Genomic DNA, 24,470 nt, shown 5'->3' with positions numbered 1-24,470 from the left:
CCTCAACATGCGCGCCGCGTCGCGATTCGAAAAACCGAAATGAGAACGGGTGCGCCAAGCCGGACACAAACCCCACACTGAATCAAAATTTCTGCCCTACACTGATATTTTCAGATGATCCGAAAGGAGAAAACCGATGCTGGGATGGGCCCTGTTGTTTCTGATTGTCGCGATCGTGGCGGGCGCGCTCGGCCTCAGCGGCATCGCCGGAGCCGCCACGCAGATCGCCTGGATCCTGTTTGTCGTGGGGCTGATCCTGGCCGTGGTCTTCTTCATCACCGGGCGCCGGCCCCCGCTTTAGCGAAACGCCCGTCTCCATCACCCCGGAGGCGGGTGTAACGGTAAGAAACACCGGTGTTACGCGACGTAACACGCTGACGCACCGGTCGTGCGCAAGTCACTGTTCCGCCCGGGCGGCCTGATTGGCGCGCAATTTGCAGTGGATTCCCGAAACGTGAACACGATCACCTTGGGGATGCCGCCCACGCCATGTCCGACGCGCTCGACAGCACCCGGGAGTTCCTCGGCGCCCACGCCCCGTTCGACCAGCTCGAGGCGGACGCGCTGGAATTCCTCCTTCCGCGCCTGGAGAGCCGCTTCTATGCCCGGGGTGCCCGCATCACCGACCCCGAGGCCGGCCCCGCACAGCGTTTCCACATCATCCGCCAGGGCCGCATCCGGGGCGAGACGCCCAGCGAAGACGAGCAACTCTCCGGCAAGGCCTGGGAGCTGATCCCCGGCGAGTGCTTCCCGATCGGGGCCCTGCTCGGCCGCCGCGCCGTGCACACCGTGCACCGCGCGGCGGAGGACACCGTCTGTCTGGAACTGAACCTGGAGGACTTCGACCGCCTGCGGGCACGCTCGAAGGTCTTCAACGACTTCTGCACCCGCCGCCTGGCCAATCTCCTCGACCGCCTGCAGCAGGGCCTGGACACCCTGTCCGCCCGCGACGGCGGGTCCGCAGGTCAGCTCAACACGCCCCTGGCGCTGCGCATTGCGCGCGAGCCCGTCACCTGCCGCCCGGAATCGCGCCTGCGCGAGGTCCTCGCCTCGATGCGCGACGAACGCGTGGGTTCGATCGTCGCGGTCGACGAGGAACAGCGACCGGTGGGGATCTTCACCCTGCACGACCTGCTGGCGCGCGTGGCGCTGGCGGATGTGGATCTGGACACGCCGATCGCCGCCGTGATGACGCCGGACCCGGTCGCCCTGGCCGAAGGCGCCCCCGGGTTCGAGGGCATCGAGGCGATGACCGAACACGGCATGACGCACCTGTGCGTGGTGCGTGACGGACGCCTGGTCGGGGTGCTGGGCGAGCGCGACCTGCTGACCAGCCAGCCCCTGACCCTGGACGGCCTGGTCCGCGAGATCCGCCGCGCGGACTCGGTGACGAGCATTGCCGAGCGCCTGCGCCAAGTGCCGCGCCTGATCGAGGCGGTAGTCGGCCAGGGCGCGGAGGCGGACCAGGTCCTGCGCCTGATCACCCGCCTCAACGAACACGCCACCCGCCGCGTGCTGGCGTTGCTGCGCAGCGATTACCCGGCCATCGAGGGCATCGACTTCACCTGGCTGGCGTTTGGCTCCCAGGCCCGCGAGGAACAGGCCCTGGTCACCGACCAGGACAACGGCATCCTGTTCGATGCGGAGGCCGGGGACGCCGACGCCATCCGCGAGCGTCTGCTGCCCTATGCGAAGGCCGTGAACCAGGCCCTGGCGGAATGCGGCTTCACCCTGTGCCCCGGCAACATCATGGCCGGCAATCCGGAGTGCTGCCTGAGCGCTCCGGAGTGGGACCAGCGCTTCACCCGCTGGATCGAGCAGGGCACCCCGGAGCATCTGCTCAAGAGCACGATCTTCTTCGACCTGCGCGCGGTCGACGGTGAAGCCGGGCCGGTCGAGGCCCTGCGCACCCGGCTGCTGCAGAAGACCGCGTTCAACAGCCGCTTCCGCCGGCAGATGGCGGCCAACCAGCAGATGTTCCGGCCGCCGCTGGGCCTGTTCGGCGAGATCAAGAGCGGCGCCGAGGGCGTCGACATCAAGAAGCAGGGGCTCACGCCCTTCGTCGACGCCGCGCGCGTCATCGCGCTGGCCGCCGAGCTGCCGGCGACGCGCACCCACGACCGCCTGGACCAGGCGGTCACCGCGGACGTGATGCGCGAGACCGATGCCCGCGACTACCACGCGGCACTGCGCTATCTGCAGATGCTGCGCCTGCGCGCGCAGCAGAAGGCCCTGCGCGAGGGGCGCGACGACGACAACCGAATCCGGCCGGAAGAACTGGGCGCCCTGGAGGGACGGGTGCTCAAGGAGAGTTTCCGGCAGGCCCGCAAGCTGCAGGGACAGCTTGAGGTGCAGTACCAGCTGTGAAGGATCACGGCAAACAACAAAACCTTACGAGAGGAGCATCGTCATGTCACAAGAAGACCTGAGCCGGCAGGCGTACTGGCGGGCGCACCTGCGTCTGCTGGGCATCTGCCTGGCCATCTGGTTCCTGGTGTCGTTCGTGCTGGGCATCCTGGTGGCCCAGCCCCTGAACGCGTTCCAGCTGGGGGGCTATCCGCTGGGCTTCTGGTTCGCACAACAGGGGTCGATCTACACCTTCATCATCCTGATCTTCGTTTATGCCTGGCGCATGAACGTCCTGGATCGCAAGTTCAACGTCCACGAGGAGTAAGCCTGTCATGGATCAACAGACTCTAAGCCTGCTCGTGGTCGGGGCGACCTTCGCCCTGTACATCGGCATCGCCATCTGGGCGCGTGCCGGTTCGACCAGCGAGTTCTATGTCGCCGGGCGCGGCATCAACCCGATCGCCAACGGCATGGCCACGGCCGCGGACTGGATGTCCGCCGCGTCGTTCATCTCCATGGCCGGCCTGATCGCGTTCCTCGGCTTCACCGGGGGCGCCTACCTGATGGGCTGGACCGGCGGCTACGTGCTGATGGCACTGCTGCTGGCCCCGTACCTGCGCAAGTTCGGGAAGTTCACGGTGCCGGAATTCATCGGTGACCGTTTCTACTCGAAGACCGCGCGCATCATCGCGGTGATCTCCCTGATCGTGATGTCCGTCACCTACGTGATCGGGCAGATGCGCGGGGTCGGGATCGCCTTCTCCAACATCCTGGAGGTGCCGCTGGCTACCGGCCTGATCGCCGGGATGGCGGTGGTGTTCATCTACGCCGTGCTCGGCGGGATGAAGGGCATCACCTACACCCAGATCGCGCAGTACGTGATCATGATCTTTGCCTATACGGTGCCGGCGATCTTCATCGCCATCACCCTGACCGGCAACCCGCTGCCACAGCTGGGCCTCGGCTCCACCCTGCAGGGTACGGATACCTACCTGCTGGAGGCGCTGGATCAGACCATGATCGAGCTGGGCTTCCATGCCTACACCGCAGTGGGCGGCATGAGCCTGATGAACATGTTCCTGCTGACCCTGGCGCTGATGATCGGTACCGCGGGGCTGCCGCACGTGATCATCCGCTTCTTCACCGTTCCGCGCGTGCGGGATGCCCGCAAGTCCGCCGGCTGGGCGCTGGTGTTCATCGGCATCCTCTACACCACCGCCCCGGCGGTCGGTGCGATGGCCATCTGGAACCTGGTCAACACCGTGCATCCGGGCGAGATCGGCACCGAGGAGGGCCACCTGGCCCACGCGGACCGACCGGCCTGGATGGAGCGCTGGGAGCAGACCGGCCTGCTGGCGTTCGAGGACAAGAACGACGACGGCGTGATCCAGTACTACAACGACGGCAACGAAGAGTTCGCCGCGATGGCGGAAGAGGAATACGGCTGGGAAGGCTCCGAGATCGTGACCCTCGACCGCGACATCATGGTGCTGGCCAACCCCGAGATCGCCGGTCTACCGGGCTGGGTGATCGCACTGGTCGCAGCGGGCGGTATCGCCGCCGCACTGTCGACTGCGGCGGGGCTGTTGCTTGCCATATCGTCGGCCATCTCGCACGACTTGCTGAAGGGCGTATTCATGCCCAGGATCAGCGAGAAGAACGAGCTGATGGCCGGACGTATCGCCATGGCGGTGGCCATCCTGTTCGCGGGGTATCTGGGGCTTAATCCACCCGGCTTCGCGGCCGAGGTGGTGGCACTGGCCTTCGGTCTGGCCGCGGCCTCGCTGTTCCCGGCCCTGATGATGGGCATCTTCATGAAGAAGATGAACAAGGAAGGCGCGATCGCCGGCATGCTGGTCGGTCTCGGGACCACCCTGCTGTACATCTTCACGTACAAGGGCTGGTTCTTCTTCTCCGGCACCGCCATGCTCCCGGACAACCCGGACGGCTGGCTGCTGGGCGTGAACCCGACCGGCTTCGGCGCCATCGGCGCGGCCTTCAACTTCATCACCGCCTACATTGTGATGAAGATGACCAAGGAACCGCCGAAGGACATCCAGGACCTGGTCGAAAGCGTGCGCGTACCGCGTACCGAAAGCTGATGGTCGGCCCCGTCATGCCTGGCAGCATCGGCATGGCGGGGCTCCCGTCACCATGACTGGATGGAGTTTCAGAAGTAACGACGGGGTCGGCTCGGGTGCACCGGGTCGGCCCCTTTTATCTGGCACATGTCCCGCGGGACAAGCGGCAATCGACCCGAACCCGGTCGATTGCCGGTTGCCCCACGCCCTGAACCCCGACGTATCCACGACCCGGTGTCTCCCCGGGTATATCGCCACACGGACCCGCGCATGAACGGCGAACTCGAAGAGATCCGCGAGTTTCTCGACCGCTGCCCGGATCTGGCCCCCTTGCCGGCGGCCAGCCGGGACGCGATCGTGCGTCAGCTCACCCTGCGCTACCTGCGCGAGGGCAGCCGCTTCCCGCCGGACGCCGAGCCCGGCCTGTGGATCGTGCGCACCGGCACCCTGGAGATCCGCGACGCCCGGGACACCCTGCTGGACCGCCTGGGCGAAGGCGATCTGGTGCATATCGCCGCGTCACCGCAGACCCCGCTCGGCCCCGTGACCGAGGATGCCCTGATCTACCACCTGCCTCTGGAGCGCGCCCGGCAACTGGCCGCCCGCGACGGCGCCATCGCCCAGTTCCTCGCCGACGACGCGCCGCGCCCCCTGGCCGCCGGGGGGGCGCCCCACGGCCACGGGGACGACAACCGGCTGCTGACCACGCCAGTCCGCGCGCTGATGACGCCGAACCCGGTGCTGGCACCGAGCACCCTGAGCCTGCGCGAGGCCGCGCGCCTGATGGACCGCGCCGATGTCTCCGCCCTGCTGCTGCACGCCCCGGACCGGCCGGGCGCCCCCGAAGGCATCCTGACCGACACCGACCTGCGGCGCGCCATCGCCAAGGGCATCGATCCCGGGCAACCCGTGGCCGAGTCGATGGCCGGCCCGCTGACCACCGTCCAGCGCGACACGCCTGCCTTCGAGGCCCTGCTGCGCATGGCCCGCCACGACATCCACCATCTCCCCGTCGTCCACGAAGCGGACGGGGCCCTGGCCGGCATGCTCTCCAGCACCGACCTGATCCGCCACCAGGGCACCAGCGCCGTCTACCTGGTGCGCGACCTGCGCCGAGCCGACGATCTCGACGGCCTGAAGGCCGTGATGCAGGCCCTGCCCCGGCTGCAGGCCCAGCTGGTGGACTCCGGCGCGGATGCCGTGCAGCTCACGCAGACCATCACCACCGTGATCGACACCCTGACCCAGCGCCTGATCGAGCTCTGCGAGCGTGACCAGGGATCGGCCCCCTGCGCGTATGCCTGGCTGGCCAGCGGCAGTCAGGGCCGCCACGAACAGACCGTATTCACCGACCAGGACACCGCGCTCATCCTGGCCGACGACGCACCGGAGGGGGCCGGCGCCTGGTTCGAGGCACTGGCCCGCCAGGTCACCGCCGGCCTTGATGCCTGCGGCATCCGCGCCTGCCCCGGCGATGTCGACCCCACCCACCCGGACTGGCGCCGCCCCGCCGCCGACTGGTCCCGCGAGATGGAACGCGTGCTGCATCACCCCGCCGCGCGCGATGCGATGCTGGCCACCCACTATCTCGACATGCGCGTGATCCACGGTGACGCCACGCTGTTCGAGCCCCTGCGCCAGCGGGCCCTGGAAACCGGGGCGCGCCACGAGGCCCTGCTGAGCGCCCTGGCCGACCAGGCCCGCGACCTGCCCCCACCGCTGGGCTTCTTCCGGCAGTTCGTGCTGGAGGACAGCGGCGAGCACGCGGACACCCTGGACCTGAAGAATCGCGGCCTGCTCCCGATCGTGGCCATGGCACGGGTCTTCGCCCTGCATGCCGGCAGCGAGGCGCGCAGCACCGTGGAACGCCTGCGCGCCGCCGCCCGCGCCGGTGTGATCAGCGACACTACGGCCGACAACCTGATCGATGCCTGGCGCTACATCGCCGAGCTGCGCGCCCGCCACCAGGCGCACCAGATCCGCAACGCCCAGCCCCCGGACAACGCGCTGGACCCGGCCGAGCTGTCCACGCTGGAGCGCAGCCACCTGAAGACGGCCTTCCGCCTGGTCAGCGACGCCCGCAAGACGGCGCTCGCGAACGCCGAGCGTGTCCACGGATGAACCGCTCGACTATGCCCGGCCCGGCCCCCGTCAGCTGATGGTCTGCCCGCTCAACCATCCCGACTGGCGCCGACCACCCGGGCACTGGCGTTTCTGCCGGGCCCGCCGGCGCGCCGCGCGCCGGGCCCCGCCGGGCCCGCTGCGTACGTCCCTGGAGGCCCCCCTGCCGCGCGCCGGCCAGGCCGTCGCGGCCAGCCGCTTCCTCGCGGTCGACCTGGAGACCACCGGGCTGGATCCGGAGCACGACCGCATCCTCAGCATCGGCTGGGTGGCGATGGACGGCGCCCGCATCGACCTGGCCACCGCGGACCAGCGCCTGGTGCGCGCCGAGGGCCCGGTGCCGGAGGCCAGCGCGGTAATTCACCGCATCACCGATCAGCGTGCCGCCGGCGGGGTCCCGCTGGACGCGGCGCTGGACGCCCTGTTCGAGGCCCTCGCCGGACGCGTCATGGTGGCGCACCATGCGGCGCTGGAGATCGGCTTCCTGGAACAGGCCTGCCAGCGGCTGTACGGCGTGCGCCCGCCACTGGCGATCGTGGACACCCTGCGCCTGGCGGAGACGGCCCTGCGCCGCGCGGGCCAGCCGATCCCTGCCCACGGGCTGCGCCTGCACACCCTGCGCGCGCGCTACAACCTGCCGGCCTACCGCGCGCACGACGCGCTGTTCGACGCCATCGCCGCGGGCGAACTGTTCGCCGCCCTGCTGAGCCGGCAATCGCCGGACGGAAAGCTGCCGCTCGCGCGCGTGCTGTTCCGCCCCGCATGGCTCTGGTAGGCGCGGCCAGCACCCGGTTCGCATGCTATCCTCGCACCCACCAAACAAACCCGGATGGGGCTGGCGGTTGGCCACTCCCGAACTCTGTACAAACAATCGATCTGGAGGCCCTGATGAGTGACAACATCGAGTCCACCCTCACCGAGACGCGCCACTTCGCGCCGCCGGCGGAGTTCACCGCAAACGCCCGCCTGAAGCCGGCCGACCTGGAGGCCCTGCACCAGAAGGCCGAGGCCGACTACGAGGGCTTCTGGTGCGATCTCGCGCGCGAGCAGATCGACTGGCAGACTGAGTTCACCCAGGGCCTGGACGAGTCCAACGCGCCGCACTACCAGTGGTTCGCCGACGGACGCATGAACGTCTCCTACAACTGCATCGACCGCCATCTCGAGGTGCGCGGCAACAAGACCGCCCTGATCTTCGAGGCGGAGAACGGCGACACCCGCCACCTGACCTACCGCGATCTCTACAACGAGGTCGGCAAGCTGGCCAATGCCCTCAAGGGCATGGGCGTGGAGAAGGGCGACCGCGTCATCATCTACATGCCGATGAACGCCGAGGCCGTGATCGCCATGCAGGCCTGCGCCCGCATCGGCGCGATCCACTCGGTGGTGTTCGGCGGCTTCTCCGCGGACGCGCTGCGTGACCGCGTGGTGGATTCCGGCGCCAAGGTCGTGATCACTGCCGACGGCGGCGAGCGCGGCGGCAAGGTCGTGGGGCTCAAGGCCAACGTCGACAAGGCGCTCGACTCCAACCCGGGCGATGTCGAGAAGGTCGTGGTCTGCAAGCGCGCCGGCAACGACGTGACCATGCACGAAGGCCGCGACGTCTGGTGGGAGGACGCGGTGGACGGCGAATCCGTCGACTGCGAGCCCGAGTGGGTGGAATCCGAGCATCCGCTGTTCCTGCTCTACACCTCCGGCTCCACCGGCAAGCCCAAGGGCATCCAGCACTCCAGCGCCGGCTACCTGCTGGGCGCGATCGTCACCAACCAGTGGGTGTTCGACCTGCAGGGCGACGATGTCTACTGGTGCACCGCGGATGTCGGCTGGATCACCGGCCACACCTACGTCGCCTATGGCCCGCTCGCCGTGGGCGCCACCCAGGTCGTCTACGAAGGCACGCCGACCGTTCCGGACGCCGGGCGCTGGTGGAAGATGTGCCAGGACCACGGCGTGACCGTGTTCTACACCGCCCCCACCGCGATCCGCGCGCTGATGAAGGCCGGCCCGGACCTCCCCAAACAGTACGACCTGTCCAAACTGCGCCTGCTGGGCACGGTCGGCGAGCCGATCAACCCCGAGGCCTGGATGTGGTACTACACCACCGTCGGCCAGGAGCGCTGCCCCATCGTCGACACCTGGTGGCAGACCGAGACCGGCGCCAACATGATCGCCCCGATCCCCGGCGCGACCACGCTGGTCCCCGGCTCCTGCACGCGCCCCCTCCCCGGCGTGGCCGCCGACGTGGTCGACGAGCAGGGCAACAGCCTGGGCGCGGACCAGGGCGGCTATCTGGTCATCAAGAAGCCCTGGCCGCACATGCTGCGCACCGTCTGGGGCGACGACCAGCGCTACAAGGACACCTACTGGCCCAAGTTCGGTGGCAAGTATTACCTGGCGGGCGACTCCGCCCGGCGTGACGCCGAAGGCAACTTCTGGATCATGGGCCGCATCGACGACGTGCTGAACGTCTCCGGCCACCGCATGGGCACCATGGAGGTCGAATCCGCCCTGGTCGCGCACAAGGCAGTGGCCGAGGCCGCCGTGGTCGGCCGCCCGCACGACGTGAAGGGCGAGGCCATCGTCGCCTTCGTGATCCTGCAGGGCGACCGCCTGACCGGCGACGAGGCCGACGCGATGATCAAGGAGCTGCGCAACTGGGTCGCCGACCAGATCGGCCCGATCGCCAAGCCGGACGACATCCGCTTCGCCGACGGCCTGCCCAAGACCCGCTCCGGCAAGATCATGCGCCGCCTGCTGCGCTCCATCGCCAAGGGCGAGGAGATCACCTCCGACACCTCCACGCTGGAAAACGAGGCCGTGATCCCGCAGCTCCAGGGCAAGGCCTGAACCGGAGGCCGGGGTATCGCACCCCGGCCCTCAACGCCCCCCGTAGGAGGCCAGCCCCCTGGCCGATAGGACGCCGGATCGGCCCCCATCGGCCAGAGGGCTGGCCTCCTACCATTCCGGGTATCATTCGTCATCACACGCCCTTCCCGTAGCCGCATCGGTAAACCCCAGGCCAGACCCCGCATGAGCACCCAGCATTCCGACGAGCACAAGGACCCAACACAGGCCCCGCGCCTGCGCGTACTGCTGGGCGAGGTCACCGCGATGGGCCCGGGCAAGGCCATGCTGCTGGACGCCATTCGCGACAAGGGCTCGATCTCCGCGGCCGCGCGCAGTGTCGGCATGTCCTACCGCCGCGCCTGGGACCTGGTCGAGACCATGAACCAGAGCTTCCGCGAACCCGTGATCACCACCGCCAAGGGCGGCTCCGGCGGGGGCGGGGCGCAGATCACCGAATTCGGCGAGACCGTACTGGCGCGCTACCGCGACATGGAACGCAAGGCCTGCGAGGCCCTGCGCGACGAACTGCACGCCTTCGCCGACTTCCTCGCCGAAGACCACAAGCCGTAACCACCACCCAAGCCTTGACGGCCCTCCCCCGGCCCCGCATCATTGCGCCAGTCGATATGCAAGCTGAAATATAACGAACCGCATATCCTCAGCCTCACCGTCACTGCGAGGAGCACCGCGACGAAGCAGTCGCCGGACAAACCACCCGAGCCAACCGCAACCCGCACCCACAGGGAACTCTCCCCACCATGCACCTGCGCGCCCTCCTCCTGACCCTGCTCCTCCTGCTGCCCGGCCTGGCCGCCGCCAACGGCCCGCTGACCATCGCCGCCGCCTCGGACCTGCGCTTTGCCCTGGACGAGATCCTGGACGCCTACCGCGAGGCGCACCCGGACGACGCGGTACGCGTCACCTACGGCTCCTCCGGGCGCATGACCACGCAGATCATGAACGGTGCGCCGTACGACGTGTTCTTCTCCGCCGACATCGCCTACCCGCAGAAGCTGCGCGCCGAGGGTCACGCGGTCACCGAACCGGAGGTCTACGCCATCGGCCGCATCGTGCTGTGGAGCAACCGCATGGATGCCTCCACGATGACGCTGGAAGACCTGACGCGCGACGATATCCGCCGCGTCGCCATCGCCTCGCCCACCCACGCCCCCTACGGCGTGCGCGCGATGGAGGCGCTGCAGGCCGCCGGCGTCTGGGAGGAGCTGCAACCCAAGATCGTCAACGGCGACAACATCGCCCAGACCGCGCGCATGGTGCAGGCCGGGGGCGCGGACATCGGCATCATCGCGCTGTCGCTGGCCGAATTTCCCGATCTCGCCGAGCACCCGCACTACCTGATCGACGACGCGCTGCACGAACCCCTGACCCAGGGCTTCGTGATCACTCGGCGCGGAGAACACAACGAGACCGCGCACCGCTTCGCGGACTACATGAACGCCGACACCGCCCGCGAGATCATGCGTCGGTACGGCTTCGTGATGCCCGGCGACGACCTCGCCGAAAACCGCTCCGCCGAAGCCACCACGGCCACCCCGTAAGCACCCATGTTCGACCTGAGCCCCACGGACTGGATGGCGATCGAGGTCACCCTCAAGCTCGCGCTCTACACCACGCTGATCCTGCTGGTGATCGCCACGCCCATCGCCTGGTGGCTGGCCAACGGCCGCGGCTCCCCCGGCGTACGCACCGCGGTGCAGGCCCTCGTCGCCCTGCCGCTGGTGCTGCCGCCCACCGTGCTGGGCTTCTACCTGCTGGTCCTGCTTGGCCCGGCCGGGCCGGTCGGCAGCACGCTGGAGAGCTGGGGCCTGAACCACCTGGCCTTTACCTTTCAGGGCATCCTGATCGGCTCGGTGATCTACTCCCTGCCGTTCGCGGTGCAGCCCCTGCAGCAGGCCTTCGCCAACCTCGGCCGCCGCCCGGTGGAGATCGCCGGCTCGCTGGGCGCCGGGCGCATCGACCGCTTCCTGACCGTGATCCTGCCGATGACCCGCGGCGGCTTCATCGTCGCCGCCACGCTCGCCTTCGCCCACACCCTCGGCGAGTTCGGCGTGATACTGATGCTGGGCGGCGCGATCCCCGGCGAGACCCAGGTGCTGTCCATCCTGATCTACGACCACGCCGAGGCGATGGACTTCGACTCCGCCCACCGTCTGTCCTTCGGGCTGCTGGTCTTCGCCTTCGCCGTGCTGTTCATCGTCTACGCGATCAACCGCCGCTTCGACACGGTGCGCCTGTGACCCGGCCCGAGCCCGACACGCTGCGCATAAAGGCCCGGCTGGAACGCCCCGGCTTCGCGCTGAACGTGGACACCGCCTTCCCGTTGGACGGCGTAACCGCCCTGTTCGGCCGCTCCGGCTGCGGCAAGACGACGCTGCTGCGCATCATCGCCGGGCTGGAACACCCGCCCGGCGGCGAGGTGCACTTTCGCGATACCGCGTGGCAATCCGGCAAGACCTTCGTCCCGCTGCACCGGCGCCGCGTCGGCCTCGTGTTCCAGGAATCCACCCTGCTCCCGCACCTGTCCGTGCGCGGCAACCTGCTCTACGGCTACAAGCGCACGCCGGAGCCCCTGCGCCGCCTGCACCTGGACGAGGTCGCCCGCCTGCTCGGCATCGACGACCTGCTTGAGCGCCGCGCCGACCAGCTCTCCGGCGGCCAGCGCCAGCGCGTCGCCCTCGGCCGCGCCCTGCTCACCAGCCCCGACCTGCTGCTGCTCGACGAACCCCTGAACGCCCTGGACACCCAGACCAAGCGCGAGATCATGCCCTTCCTCGCCCGCCTGTCGGACAAAACCGGCATCCCCACGCTGCTGGTGACCCACGCCCCGGAAGAAGTCGAACGCCTGGCCCACCGCGTCGCCTTCATGCACGACGGCCAGCTCGAACGCCTGGAACCCCTGCGCGACGCCCTCGCCCGCGCCGACTCCCCCCTGTTCCGCGACGAAGGCGCCGTCTCCGTCCTGCAAGGCGAACTGGGCCCGGCCGACGCCCACGGCCTGCACCCGTTCGGCCCGCCCGAGGCCCGCTACCGCGTACCGTCCACCCCCGGCGCCGCCAACGGCGCCGGCCGCCCGGCCCGCCTGCGCATCGACGCCCGCGACGTCTCCATCGCCCTGTCCCCGCCCCAGGACGTCTCCATCCTCAATATCATCCCCGTCACCATTGAGTCGCTGGATGAGGCGCCTGGGCACCATGGGCCAGCACGCGTACTTGCCGTGTGCCGGCAGGACGATGGGCAGACGTTGATGGCGGAGCTGACGCAGTTATCTACCGATCGCCTTGGTCTACAGCCCGGTGTTCGTGCCCACGCCCTCGTCAAGTCGGTAGCGTTTCTCGACTGAACGGCGCTCGCGTACGCCGCGAAACCGACCATCCACCGACCGGCTCGCACACCCACAACGCTCGTGCCAGAATCCAGCCAACTGCCATGCAATACGGCGCAGACCCAACCTACCACCTCCCGCAACCTATCCACGCCGCAACATATCCAGGATCCATCGTCGCGCATGCACCATAACCCGCTGAATAAACGCCCATTCATGCCGCCGCCTCATCCGGGATATATAGCGCGCACCTTCAACCAGTATCCGTGCGCGCTATCTAATCACTGTTAAGTGTACTAAGAGTGAGAATCGCGAAGGAGTCGAGCGTATGGGTGTAATTCTATTTCGGGGAATGCAGTGCGGCTTCCTTGAAGGCGATTTCACGATCACCGCAATGCCTGACGGATCTATTGAATCCAAAGCCATCCTGTCTACCGCATATAACGTCTTGCCGATCTGGTTGCGGATCGCTTCTGACAATCTGAAGCAGGCAAAAAGATCTCATAAAAGGCTTTTGGCCGAATGGTCAACGGACGGGGGGAGGCAAAAGCGACTCCTGATTTCAGAGCTTGAGTATTCGATGCAGGTAATCGTTTCCTGCGGTATCGCGTTAGACGCGCTGTACGATCAACTTAAGCCTTATGCCAATCTGCCGGAAAGCCAAGTCCAAAGCTGGCGAAAGAACAGAACTGGTCGAGCGAAGCAAATAGTGGAGGTGGTGCGCAGAGTTTATAACCTCCGCAAAGACACGTTGGCATCTTTCAAAAAGGGCATCGGAGAAATAATCCAATATCGAGACTGGGCAGTACATCCTTCGTTGGTGCTCAAAAACGCGTGTAAAAGACCGGACATCACCGAGGGGGTCGATTGGAAATTTGCCGCGTTTCGGTGCGCTAACGCGGAGGCCTGCTTTACGTCTACAATGAATATTCTCACCTACCTCAAAGCGACGCAATGCAAGCAAGAAAAGGTAAACGAACAGATTGGCCACGTATTCGAAGCGCTACTGGAATTAAAGGTAGTCAAGAAGAAAGACATCCCGGAAACTCTAAAACGCAAACAATGATAAATACACCTAACAAACAGCTGCAGCGGACCAATTTACGCTGCGCTCCAATTGCCCGCTGAGCTGCGCGTTACTGAGAGGGGAAGTCGGGCAATGTCTTTGGACGAAACGCTGTTTATAGGGAATCCAAAACCTCGGACGGCGTTGCCCTTGGATAGGATCCTTGAGCACTACGCAATTATCCGGGATGCAATCGCGACCACAGAGCATGTTGTACCCGAAGACTTACCCAGTTTTGTGGTCAATCAATCCTTTATCTACGCCTTTAATTCGTACAAAGCCATCAGCCTTCTTCTTCCCGAGCTTTGCCATGAGTCTGCCGCTGCAGTCATGCGCCAACTCTGGGAAGGGTCGCTTAATCTGCATTGGGTGGGCGTAAACCCTGGCGAAAGGTCACGGGACTTCTGCAACTATACCGTCATGGAATACCGGAAGCTGCTCAAGAAAGCAGAAGCGAACGAACAAATCGACAACTTCGATGAAGCTACCGCACGTTTTCAGGGGAGGTTCAAATACCAAGACAAGAAGAAAATTTGTGGGGGCAAATTTGTGGGGGTCAGACCTTGCCTTTTGCCCCTGTGGTGGTACGGAGGGCAAAAGGCAAGGGCTCTCGCGCATCGTCCCGAGACGCACATCGAACGCAAGCGCGGCACCGTGTCGAATAGAACAGGGTCGGACCTCAGTAAGTCGCTGAATGTAATGCGCAAGCTCCCTGTTCTGAGGCTCCACAGGCGCTTAAACGGCCAATTTTCGGGCAGAAAACGGCAAAGTGCGTAACGGCGGCCCAGGAGGACACTCGCCTTCGATGGACAGTCGGGAAGAACGAGCAGGTGATGCGGACGCGATCGAAGGCCAGAACGGGGTCGGACCTCGGGAAGCGGCTGAAACACCGATCGTTAATGAGCTCTCCTTGCCCAGATAGAGCCTTAGACGTGCAGTTTCATGGGTGCAAATGGCCGACTAACGGGCAAGCTAAGAGGACACGCATCTTCCGTCGCGATTTCAACGGCTACCGTGGGCTGTGAGGACAACATTGATGACCATGCACAACCCTCCGCACCCTGGCGAGTTCATTCGCGGGGTCTATCTGGAGCCGGGGGCACAGGGGTCAGACCTTGCCTTTTGCCTCCCTGCCACGACAGGGGCAAAAGGCAAGGCCTGACCCCTTAGGTGCCTGCCACGACAGGGGCAAAAGGCAAGGCCTGACCCCTTAGGTGCGGGAACAGGGCGACGGTGTGGCAACGGACATGGCCGGGGCCGCCCACTGGTATCGGCAAGCCGCCGAGGCCGGAGACCCGGACGCCGCCGCCCGCCTGGGCAACCTCTGCCGCGACGGCAACGGCACGCAGGAAGACCTGACGGCGGCGGCCCACTGGTATCGCGCCGCGGCCGAAGCCGGGCATCCCCAGGCCCAGGCGAACCTGGGTGTCCTCCTGGAACGAGGGCTTGGGGTGACTCAGGACGAGTCGGCCGCGGCCGCCTGGTACCTAGCCTCGGCGCGGCAGGGGCTGGCCCCGGCCCAGTACAATATGGGCATCGTGCTCGCCGAGGGCCGTGGCGTGGAGGCCGACCTGCCCGGCGCCTGGGTCTGGTTCGCGCGCGCCGCCGATCAGGGCCACAAACCGGCCGCGGAGGCCCGCGACTACGTTCACCAGCAGCTCACCCCGGAGCAACGCCGCGACGCCGAGGCGCGCAAGGCCGAGATCTCCCGCTAGACCACCAGCGCGGGCAGCCGAAGCGCAGCAAGCAGAGGCCGACCAGCTCGCCCCCCCGCCCCGTCATGGCGAGGCCCCGCAGGGGCCGTGGCCATCTCCAAACGCAGCCCCCGACGTCCGCCTCGGCCAGCGCCCGGGCATCCCGTCAGCGATCGCCACGGCGCTGCGCGCCTCGCGATGACGGTGTCGGCCTGCGAAGGGGACACCCATCTTGACCCTATCCAGTCTTCAGCTCGCGGCCTTGTCCGGATGGGCCTGCCGGGCATCCAGGTCCGTGCCGGCAAAGAAGAGCCTGCGATAACGCCCCGGGGTGGTGCCCGTCAGCCGCCGGAACAGCTCCCGACAAAAAGATACGTCCTCGTATCCGACAGCAAAGCTGATCTCCTCGATGGACATCGTCGTAGTCTCGAGCAGGTGTTTGGCCCTTTCGATACGCAGGTTCTGCAGGTAATGCACCAGGGATACGCCGGTGGCCTGCTTGAAACGCCGCTTCAGGGTGCGTTCGGCCAGGCCGGATTCCTCGGTGAGCAAGCGGATCGCGGAGTGTTCGGCAAAATGCTGGCCCAGCCAGTCCTCGCACTGCCGCATTCGGGCGTCGGTATGGTCGGATTTCAGCACCAGCGGGGTATAAGGCCCCTGGCCTTCATCGTGCCACTTGAGTAGATACACCTTGGCGATGCGGATGGCCTCCACCGGGCCCAGATGGCGCGCGATGATATGCAAGGCCAGATCGTGCCAGGACGTGGTACCCCCGGCACTGACCATCCGCCCCGATGGGTCCGCCAGGACCAGATTGGGTTCGGGCAGGAATCGTACTTCCGGATAGTCGCGCCGGAACAGGTCCTGATACCCCCAGTGCGAGGTGGCGGCACACCCGGCCAAGAGGCCCGTTTCCGCCAGCATGATGGTTCCGGAGCAGGCCGAGTAGATGGATTTCCCGCCCTCGTAACAATCCCGAACCCAGCGCATCAGTTCCGGGTACCGACCATGGAAGGATTCATCCGGGCCCAGCCACAGCTCGGGCAGGATCACGATGGACGCCTCCGGCTGGTCGCGAATCGCGCAATGCGGCTGCACCGGAATGTCGTTTCCGCACAGAAAAGGCTTGCGTTCGCGGGCGACGATGCGCACCCGAAACCCGGCCTGGCTGACGGGCTCATGGCGAAGGCGTTGCCAGAGATTCCCGGCGGCCGACAGCACGTCCACCATGCCGTACAGCGCGGAACCTGCGGTTTCGGGGACGGCAACGATCAGCACCTCGACAGGCATGTCCGCGCGGCTCATCTGCGTCCTCCGGTGGCACGAACGCCACGCTTCTGGCTCGTCTGCCGCTTATGCGGTCGATTCCCCGGTTATAGCCTAAAGCTGCGTCACCATCCGATGGCGCGCAATGGTCCCTTCTCAAACGGAGAACAGCCATGAACACGCAAAACACGATGAACGGCCTGAACGTGGATCAGATGACCACGACCGTGCAGGCCCTGCAGGACAACCGCGAACTCGCGCAGTTCGAGTTCCGCGCCCGCAACACCTGGATCAGCGGAGGTGAGAACCGATCGACCATCAAGGACTTCTATGGCGCAGGTGCCGAAGACACCTCACGGAGTACCGGGTGGGAATTCACCAACGGCGAACCGCCGGTACTACTCGGCAACAACGAGGGCGCCAACCCGGTTGAATACCTGCTCCATGCACTGGCGGGATGCGTCACCACGACGACCGTGCTGCATGCCACCGCCCGGGGTATCCGTATCCGTTCGCTTTCGACTGAGCTGAAAGGAATGATCAATCTGGAAGGTCTCCTGGCGCTCAATGACGAGGTCCCCGCGGGCTATCAGGACATCGCCATCCAGATGCAGATCGACGCGGACTGCAGCGAGCAAGAACTGGACGACCTGCTCGGGTTTGCGCAGGACCACTCGCCGGTCTGCAACACGGTCTGCCGACCGGTCCCCGTCAGGATCGAACGGGTCTCTCATGCCGGGCGGTCGGCGGCCTGACGTCAGCGCCTGGGTGAACGCGCCCCTTGCAAGCGACCCGGTTTACAGGGTGACGGCGGCGCCAGCAGTACGCGCCGCCGTCTGCTGCGAAGGCCAAGGCTGGACCAGGGACGGTCCAGCGCTATAGCGAAGGCGCGAACGTGAGACCCATCTTCGCTCCCCACCGTTATTCGAGGCTGGCGCGATCCGCAGAATCAACGGGTCCGACCTTGCCTTTCGCTTCATGCCAACCCATTGAGGCTCTGGCCCCTGCTACATCCAGCACGGGCAGGAGCTTCGCCTGCAAGCAGGCTCCCACGGGCAACCGGGGGGGCAGACCTTGGCTCTTGTGCCCGCAACACGGGACGGGCAAAAGGCATGGTCTGACCCCTTCGGTACGGCCCCCTCGGTGCGCGCGTACGGAACCACTGCCGCAGTAGCGAAGGTGCGACGTGGTAACCGCAACATCCGCTCCCCCGCCGCAAGATTGTGGAAGCCACCCCGACCGGGCCAAGCCAGAATCCTGGATAAAGGCCGCGCGCACGCATCCCTGTGGCGGGGCCCATGACGGAGAAAAGGCTACGCCCGGCCCGCGGCCGGCCAAGCCATGGACCCCAGGAGGTGCCTCATGTACGACCACTCGATCCGGCCCACGGGAACGCTTCGCCGCCTGGCTGCATGGGCCGCCGCGCTCGCCCTGGCCGCCCCCTTGGCGAGCCTGGCGGCCGACGACGGCCAGGCCTTTATCTGGGCGCCGGACGCCCCCGATCTCGAATGGAACCCCTGCCCGGCCTTCATGCCCGACGACTGCCGCCTGGCTGTCCTCCAGGGCGACCCGGCCGAGCCCAACGCCGATGTGTTCTTCCTGCTGCCCGGCAACAGCACCGCGCCCCACCACTGGCACACCAGCGCCGAGCGCATGGTGCTGGTCCAGGGCGAGATGCAGGTGGACTACGACGACCAGGAACCGGTGGTGCTTCGACCCGGGACCTACGCCTATGGCCCGCCGCGCCTGGCACACACCACCCACTGCATCTCGGACGAGGACTGCATCCTGTTCATCGCGTTCGAAGAGCCGGTGGACGCGCACGAGACGCACGGTCACTGAGGGCAGCCGATCCCTGCCATTCGGGCTTGACGCCCCGGGCTCGTTCCAACGGGCGGGCAGAACGACAAGCCTTTGCGCAATGCGCCGGGTCTCGGCGCATTGCCGTCAACGAGGTAGGCAGGCGAATACGCGCCTTATTCGGTAGCGGCGTCGCGGGGCCACTCGCGAAAGCCTTCGCGAACCGAAAGGCAGCGGGTATACCCCAGGTCCCGCAGCAGCTCGGCGGCGCGCAGGCTGCGCCGGCCGCTGTTGCACAGGCACAGCAGGATCTGGTCCTGGGTGACGTGATGCCGGTTAATCAGGGAGATGAAGTGCTGGAAATCGCGATCGTCCGGCTCGTCCGCGTCCAGCAGCTCCTGCTCTTCCTCCGACAGGCCCCGACCCAGTAGCTGCTTCAGGCGGAACAGGGGCACCGGGACCGCCCCTTCCACCTCGCCCTCCAGTTCCAGCTCGAAGGGCTGACGGATATCCAGCAGCACCGCCAGACCAATATCCACCAGTTCGCGGGCCGCGTTGACGCTGATCTCCAGCTTTGGATCGTCCGTCTCGTTCACCATGCAGGCTCCTTTTGCGTCGGGGTTGTGAGGGCGCACGGGGTTCGCTTCAGCAGGCGCCCCTAGTTCCGATAGATTTCGCGAAACACCGCATGATTGCAAAAGGCCCGAAGCCCGACGCGCACGCGCGCTGGCCCTGCAGCGCCTCCACACACCAGTCCATGCCGCATGCATTGGGCCCCGTGGTTGTACGCGCCGGCCGAATCACCGGTCTCTCGCCTGCTCGAAGCGATTTTCGGGCACTATCGCAAGGGCAATCGTCCCCCATGGAGGCCCCCTTGACCGACGAGACTACCGGTGGAACCGAAGGCACGCTTCCCCTGCAACGCCTGGCCGGCTGGGCGCTTCGCGGCATCGCCGCCCTGACGGGCCTCGGCGGACTGCTGGCCTCGCTGGCCTTCTGGATGCTGGCGCAGGAGACACCGGAGCTCCCATGGCCGCACGTCTCCCTGATCCTGCTGCAGATCCTGTTCGGGATAGCCGTAGTCGCTTGGGTCGCGTTGTTGTGGCGACGCGCCCGGGCACTGGGAGCACTGGATACCCGGGACTATCCCGCCATCACCTGCGTTGTCGTCTGCATGCGGCTGGCGGGCGAGTTGCTGGCAACCGGCGTGGCCCTGTTCGCGCTGGCCCTGTCGGTGATCTCCCTGACGGCCGCAGAGCCCTTCGCGGGCGCAGCCGTTGCCGCGTTCGGGCTTGAAGCGGAACAGGTGGAAGCAATCGGCTGGGCACTGGCCGTGCTTGCAGCCCTCCTGTGGCCGCTGGCCGGGCTGTTTGCGGCCGGGATGATCCTGTTCGGGGCCTACCTGTTCGCCGACGCCATGATGGCCATGCTGGAGTACGTACGCGACCTACGGCGGATCCGCGAGACACTGGCATCGACCAGCGGGCGCGACCCGGAATGAGATGGCGGCCGGGCCAGGACCGCGGGTACCGGCCCGACCGGCGACCCACCACCTTGGGCGACCCTCGGCGCGGTTGATGTGGCTCAAGGTTTGGCGCGCGGGGCCGTTTCATCTGTCATCAGGGTAATGCCGCCGCCGGTGGCGTCCGCTGCCATGCGCGCGAACAAGGCGCGGCACCTGCCGGTAACACCGCAGCCGTCCGCGCACGACGCCCGCCCCCGGAATACCCGGGGCACGGACGCCTGCATGGATCGGCATTCCCCCGGCCCGGTACCTCGGGCTTACCCCTTCCAGGCCATACAAGGACCCGCCCATGAACCTCCGCTCGCTCTCCGTTCGATCCAAGCTGGTCATCACCATCGTGGTGCCCGTGGCCGCACTCCTGCTGCTGACGGCCCTGGCCGCCCGCGGCACGGCCAATATCGAAGAAGGCGTGCAGAACATCTACCACGACCGGGTCGTGCCCCTGCAGCAACTGAAGACCATCGCGGACAACTACGCGGTGCTGGTTATCGATGCCGTGAACAAGGCCGATGCCGGGCGCATGACCGCGGAAGAGGCCCTGGCCGACGTGCGCGAGGCGCGCACGGAGATCGCCACAATCTGGGAGGCCTACCTGGCCACGACGCTGACGCCCCGGGAACAGGAACTCGCCGATGGCGCCCGCTCCCTGTTCCGCGCGGCGAACGCGGACCTGGATCGTCTGGAGGCGGCGCTGGGCGGGATGTCGGGCGATGTGCAGGGCGAGCTCGATGCCTTCAACGGCCCGCTGTACGACAGCATCGACCCGATCAGCGACCAGATCACCGAGCTGGTCGACCTGCAGATCGACGTGGCCGGCGCGGAGGCCGAACGGGTATCGGAGTTCTACACCCAGGTGCTGGTGCGCAGCGGCGCCCTGATGCTGCTGGTCCTGATCGGGGTCGTGATTACCGGGGTGTGGACCTATCGCTCGGTAGCGCTCCCGATCGCGCACATGCGCCAGACGCTGGAGGGGATTGCTGGCGACCATGACCTGTCGCGCCGGGTGAATGTCGGTGCGGACGACGAGATCGGCGCGACCGCGACCGCCCTGAACAGCATGCTCGACCAGTTCCAGGACTCCATCCGCGAGCTGCGCACCCTGACCGACCAGATGGCCTCGGCCGCCGAGCAGTTGTCCGCGGTCAGCGCGCAGACCGACGGCAACATTGACCAGCAGCGTTCGCAGACCGAGCAGGTCTCGACCGCGATGAACGAGATGGCGGCGACGGTTCAGGAGGTCGCGCGCAACGCCTCCGATGCCGCCTCCTCCAGCCAGGAAGCCGACCAGGAGTCGCGCGCGGGCGGCGAGGTCGTGCGTACCGTCGTCAGCGACATCGGCCGCCTGTCCGGCGAGGTCGCCACCATCGAAGAAACCGTGCGCAACCTGGACGAGAAAGGTCAGCAGATCGGCTCGGTGCTGGACGTGATCCGCGGGATCGCGGAGCAGACCAACCTGCTGGCCCTGAACGCGGCGATCGAGGCCGCCCGCGCGGGCGAACAGGGCCGCGGCTTTGCGGTGGTCGCCGACGAGGTCCGCACCCTCGCCTCGCGCACCCAGGACTCCACCGCCGACATCCAGGCGATGATCGAGGCCCTGCAGGCGGGCACCCGCAATGCGGTCACCGCCATGGGTCGCGGACGCGAGATGGCGGAGGCCACCAGCAACGATGCCGAGCGCGCCGGCCAGGCGCTGGAATCCATCGTCCAGGCCATCGGCCGGATCAGCGACATGACCACGCAGATCGCGAGCGCCGCGGAAGAACAGAACGCCGTGGCCGAGGAGATCAACCGCAACATCTACGCGATCAACGACATCACCGGCGACACCGCCAATGGCTCGCGCCAGACCGCGACCGCCAGCCAGGAGGTCGCGGATATCGCCTCGCGGGTACGCGACCTGGCCTCCGCCTACCGCATCGCCTGATCCCCACGCAGGCGACCCAGGCGCGGCCCGCGCCACGGCGGCCACCGGACCCGGCTTCCGGGCACAACGATCGCGACGGTATAGTCGTGCGGCGTTTTCCCGGGAGGTCGCATGAGACTCTGGTCGAAATGGAAAAAAGGCGGCACGCTGCTGGCCGATGTGCTCAAGCGCAACGGGGTCGACCCCAGGGCGGCCGCTGCCAGGGAGGTCTTTCGCCAGATCCTGGACGATGCGGAGGCGGCGGCCGATGCCCGTCTGAAAGACGAGCAGGCCGACGGCTCGCTATCCCCGGACGAGCGCAACACCCGCTGGGAAGCGCTGTTCTTCGAGGAGATCCGCGCCCGGGCCAAGGACTACGCCCAATCCGCGCGCAACCAGGGCAAGAATTAACCCGCCCACACTGCCGGGTCCATTTCGTGGCGCCCGTCGCGCTTCGTGCTACCCTCCGCCGCGTTTCCCGACCCACCGGTCCCGCCCATGAAATTCTTCCGCCTGATCAGCGTCCTCGAGGGTTTGTCGCTCATTACCCTGCTGTTTATCGCGATGCCGCTGCGCACCTACGCGGACATGCCCCTGGCCGTCACCTATGTCGGCTGGGTCCACGGCATCCTGTTCATCGTCTACGGCGCGGCGTCGGTGATGGCCAGCCACCTGAGCGGCTGGCCGGTTTGGAAATGGCTGCTGGTGCTGTTCCTCGGCGTGGTGCCCTTCGGCTTCCTCTACGTGGACTACCTGATCCGCCGCGAAACCGCCCCCACCGGCAACGCCGAGACGGCCTGACGCGCGGCACAGCCCCACACGGCGTCATCCCGGCCTCAGCGAAGCGCAGAGCCGGGAGCGCCAACGCCGCCCTTGCCACCGACCGCGCCCGCCCCACCGGCGGAGACCCCGGATCACCGCTGCGCGGCGTCCGGGACGACGGAGCGCAGGAGACCCGACGTCAGGCTTTGTGCCTTGCCCTGCACGTCTGGTGGCGCAAGGGCGTCGGGCGCACCCCTTCCACGGCCGAGAGTGTCGACACCAGACGAGTCCGGGCCTGAGCGCGCGTGGTGCCGACCCGCGCCGGCTCAGTCTGCGTCGCGCAGGAGCTGCTGCTCCATGTCGACTATGAAGCCCGGCAGGGTGTCTAGATCGTGCTGATCACGCACGCCCTGCTCGCCCTCGCGCACCAGCGTGCCGCCCGGGTGGTCGTCGCTGTGCAGGAACTGATAGGTGATCTGACCCGGGTAGAACACCTCCACCTCGGTCCATTCCAGGTCGGCTTCGTCCAGATCCCCATCGACGCGGCGGGCGACGATGTCGGCCTCCCCGTCTTCCAGCCCCAGGGTCATCGGCAGCGAGACCAGGTGCCAGCGCGCGCCCGCGGCACTGTGAACCGCGAAGGCGACGTTGTAGGACGCGCCATGTTCCAGGGTCTTGCTGTCCCGGGCGTTGGGGGCCTCCAGCGTGCGGGTGAGTGCAATCCGCCAGGCGCCGTCTTCGTAGCCACCATCGGCACGGATCGCACCGCGGCTGCCGCTCGGCTCTTGCAGGAACCGCTGCGGGATCACGTCGCCTTCCTGCCAGTCGTGGTCCGGATCGAAGGCGATTGCGTTGCCCTCGTGGATGTAATAGGCGTCGTCCTGGCCGTACTCGCGGGCGATCAGGGCCTCCCACTCCAGGGCGGGGGCTCCGAGCTGCTCCGGATCGAACATCCAGGCAGGCTGATCGGCGTCGTCATCCCAGTTGGTCGTGAACATGCTGGTGCCCTCGGACGACAGGCGGTAGTGCAGCACGTAGTTGTTGTCCGCGTAGCCCATCGGGTGGCTGCGGTGGGAGCGCCACTGCCACAGGTCGAGGAACACACCGTCGGACTGCAACTGTTCCAGGGCCTCGTCATCGATGACCTGATCCCAGGAGACCTCTTCCGGATCCTCCGTGACGCGGGTCTGCGGGAGGTACTTGCGCACGTCGCTGCGCCCGAGGTCGCCGCCCAGCTTGGGATGCTCGCGAACGGCATCCGCGTCCACCTCGGAGGTCAGGCTGCGCATACCGTCGTGCGCGGTCATCCATCCGCCCATGCGGTCGAAACCCTCCACCTTGCCGTCGTCCAGCATCATGGAGATCCGGTCCTCGTACAGGCCGTGCTCGTCCGGCCCCGGGCCGCCGGATCCGTAGCGCACCCACTCGCCATCCTCGTAGCGCCAGACCTGGTGATACCAGCTGGGCGTATCGGTCTCGTACTCGTAATGGATGCGGAAGTCTTCGTCGTTATAGACCGCGGCGACCCGCAGAACCGCGCGGGCATCCTCTTCGGCGGGAATAAAGACATTACGATCGGTGTCCACGACACGGGGTTCGGCCAGTGCCAGAGCCGGGCAGGCGGCGGCGACCGCAAGGGCCATCAGCGTTTTCTTCATGTGGCTCTCCCTATATATGGCTTTGAAGATATTTTGAACTCCCTACGACCACAAG

At 66.8% G+C, this 24,470-nt stretch carries 22 protein-coding genes and 1 pseudogene; 20 read left to right on the top strand and 3 right to left on the bottom strand.

Annotated features, from left to right (window positions below):
• The first annotated feature begins 136 nt into the window (after positions 1-136).
• The 14 genes and pseudogenes from F627_RS16180 to F627_RS15520 all read left to right on the top strand — a co-directional run.
• Complete coding sequence (locus tag F627_RS16180) at positions 137-301, top strand: DUF1328 domain-containing protein (RefSeq protein ID WP_018866545.1); 165 nt, start codon at positions 137-139, stop codon at positions 299-301.
• A 188-nt stretch (positions 302-489) separates the two neighbouring features.
• A complete protein-coding gene (locus F627_RS0102855; RefSeq protein WP_019583221.1) occupies positions 490-2,367 on the top strand; it encodes a DUF294 nucleotidyltransferase-like domain-containing protein in 1,878 nt (625 codons plus the stop codon).
• Between the two features lie 43 nt (positions 2,368-2,410).
• Complete coding sequence (locus F627_RS0102850; protein ID WP_018866543.1) at positions 2,411-2,674, top strand: DUF4212 domain-containing protein; 264 nt, start codon at positions 2,411-2,413, stop codon at positions 2,672-2,674.
• Between the two features lie 7 nt (positions 2,675-2,681).
• On the top strand, positions 2,682-4,451 hold the full coding sequence (locus F627_RS0102845) for a sodium:solute symporter family protein (protein ID WP_019583220.1): 1,770 nt from the start codon (positions 2,682-2,684) through the stop codon (positions 4,449-4,451).
• A gap of 249 nt (positions 4,452-4,700) precedes the next feature.
• A complete protein-coding gene (locus F627_RS0102840; RefSeq protein ID WP_019583219.1) occupies positions 4,701-6,551 on the top strand; it encodes a putative nucleotidyltransferase substrate binding domain-containing protein in 1,851 nt (616 codons plus the stop codon).
• Positions 6,552-6,714: 163 nt separating this feature from the next.
• Entirely contained in the window at positions 6,715-7,326 is a 612-nt protein-coding gene (locus tag F627_RS0102835; RefSeq protein WP_026332005.1) for a 3'-5' exonuclease, read from the top strand.
• A 113-nt stretch (positions 7,327-7,439) separates the two neighbouring features.
• Positions 7,440-9,398 carry an acetate--CoA ligase gene (gene acs / locus F627_RS0102830; RefSeq protein ID WP_018882329.1) on the top strand — a complete coding sequence of 653 codons (1,959 nt, stop codon included), beginning with the start codon at positions 7,440-7,442 and terminating at the stop codon, positions 9,396-9,398.
• 183 nt (positions 9,399-9,581) lie between these two features.
• Entirely contained in the window at positions 9,582-9,968 is a 387-nt protein-coding gene (locus tag F627_RS0102825) for a winged helix-turn-helix domain-containing protein (RefSeq protein ID WP_019583217.1), read from the top strand.
• 188 nt (positions 9,969-10,156) lie between these two features.
• Entirely contained in the window at positions 10,157-10,957 is an 801-nt protein-coding gene (gene modA / locus F627_RS0102820; protein ID WP_019583216.1) for a molybdate ABC transporter substrate-binding protein, read from the top strand.
• A 6-nt stretch (positions 10,958-10,963) separates the two neighbouring features.
• Positions 10,964-11,656 (top strand): molybdate ABC transporter permease subunit, encoded by a 693-nt coding sequence (gene modB / locus F627_RS0102815; protein WP_018876220.1) that lies wholly within the window; start codon positions 10,964-10,966, stop codon positions 11,654-11,656.
• Positions 11,653-12,759, top strand: coding sequence for a molybdenum ABC transporter ATP-binding protein (gene modC / locus F627_RS0102810; RefSeq protein ID WP_019583215.1), 1,107 nt, complete (start codon positions 11,653-11,655; stop codon positions 12,757-12,759). The genes modB and modC overlap by 4 nt, the downstream gene beginning before the upstream one ends.
• A 310-nt stretch (positions 12,760-13,069) precedes the next feature.
• Positions 13,070-13,807 carry a hypothetical protein gene (locus tag F627_RS16850; RefSeq protein ID WP_155987089.1) on the top strand — a complete coding sequence of 246 codons (738 nt, stop codon included), beginning with the start codon at positions 13,070-13,072 and terminating at the stop codon, positions 13,805-13,807.
• Positions 13,808-13,900: 93 nt separating this feature from the next.
• A complete protein-coding gene (locus F627_RS16845; protein ID WP_155987088.1) occupies positions 13,901-14,584 on the top strand; it encodes a DUF5677 domain-containing protein in 684 nt (227 codons plus the stop codon).
• Between the two features lie 443 nt (positions 14,585-15,027).
• Positions 15,028-15,522: pseudogene (locus F627_RS15520) on the top strand (SEL1-like repeat protein); the annotation flags it as partial.
• Positions 15,523-15,750: 228 nt separating this feature from the next.
• Here the strand turns inward: F627_RS15520 and F627_RS0102800 are convergent.
• Positions 15,751-16,806, bottom strand: coding sequence for a GlxA family transcriptional regulator (locus F627_RS0102800; RefSeq protein ID WP_019583213.1), 1,056 nt, complete (start codon positions 16,804-16,806; stop codon positions 15,751-15,753).
• 134 nt (positions 16,807-16,940) lie between these two features.
• Here F627_RS0102800 and F627_RS0102795 point away from each other — a divergent pair, with 134 nt between their 5' ends.
• Positions 16,941-17,522: an OsmC family protein gene (locus F627_RS0102795; RefSeq protein ID WP_019583212.1), complete on the top strand. Its 582-nt coding sequence runs from the start codon at positions 16,941-16,943 to the stop codon at positions 17,520-17,522.
• Positions 17,523-18,129: 607 nt separating this feature from the next.
• Positions 18,130-18,609 carry a cupin domain-containing protein gene (locus F627_RS0102790; protein WP_018876208.1) on the top strand — a complete coding sequence of 160 codons (480 nt, stop codon included), beginning with the start codon at positions 18,130-18,132 and terminating at the stop codon, positions 18,607-18,609.
• 134 nt (positions 18,610-18,743) lie between these two features.
• On the opposite strand, the gene F627_RS0102785 is transcribed toward F627_RS0102790, so the two are convergent.
• Positions 18,744-19,166, bottom strand: coding sequence for a rhodanese-like domain-containing protein (locus F627_RS0102785; protein WP_018866527.1), 423 nt, complete (start codon positions 19,164-19,166; stop codon positions 18,744-18,746).
• 275 nt (positions 19,167-19,441) lie between these two features.
• Here F627_RS0102785 and F627_RS0102780 point away from each other — a divergent pair, with 275 nt between their 5' ends.
• The 4 genes from F627_RS0102780 to F627_RS0102765 all read left to right on the top strand — a co-directional run bounded on the left by F627_RS0102780 (position 19,442) and on the right by F627_RS0102765 (position 22,796).
• A complete protein-coding gene (locus F627_RS0102780) occupies positions 19,442-20,068 on the top strand; it encodes a hypothetical protein (RefSeq protein ID WP_018876206.1) in 627 nt (208 codons plus the stop codon).
• A gap of 313 nt (positions 20,069-20,381) precedes the next feature.
• Positions 20,382-22,016 (top strand): methyl-accepting chemotaxis protein, encoded by a 1,635-nt coding sequence (locus F627_RS0102775; RefSeq protein ID WP_019583211.1) that lies wholly within the window; start codon positions 20,382-20,384, stop codon positions 22,014-22,016.
• Positions 22,017-22,127: 111 nt separating this feature from the next.
• The gene (locus F627_RS0102770) at positions 22,128-22,406 is read left to right on the top strand and encodes a hypothetical protein (protein ID WP_019583210.1); all 279 of its coding nucleotides are present in this window, start codon (positions 22,128-22,130) and stop codon (positions 22,404-22,406) included.
• An 87-nt stretch (positions 22,407-22,493) separates the two neighbouring features.
• Complete coding sequence (locus tag F627_RS0102765; RefSeq protein WP_019583209.1) at positions 22,494-22,796, top strand: DUF3817 domain-containing protein; 303 nt, start codon at positions 22,494-22,496, stop codon at positions 22,794-22,796.
• Between the two features lie 287 nt (positions 22,797-23,083).
• Here F627_RS0102765 and F627_RS0102760 read toward each other — a convergent pair whose 3' ends face one another.
• Complete coding sequence (locus F627_RS0102760; RefSeq protein ID WP_019583208.1) at positions 23,084-24,415, bottom strand: ethylbenzene dehydrogenase-related protein; 1,332 nt, start codon at positions 24,413-24,415, stop codon at positions 23,084-23,086.
• Positions 24,416-24,470 lie beyond the last annotated feature (55 nt).

The sequence above is a fragment of the Thioalkalivibrio sp. ALE16 genome, from assembly GCF_000381305.1.
Taxonomy (GTDB): Bacteria; Pseudomonadota; Gammaproteobacteria; order Ectothiorhodospirales; family Ectothiorhodospiraceae; genus Thioalkalivibrio.
Note: the sequence above shows the minus strand (reverse complement) of the source record. Positions and strands in the feature narration are given on the sequence as shown.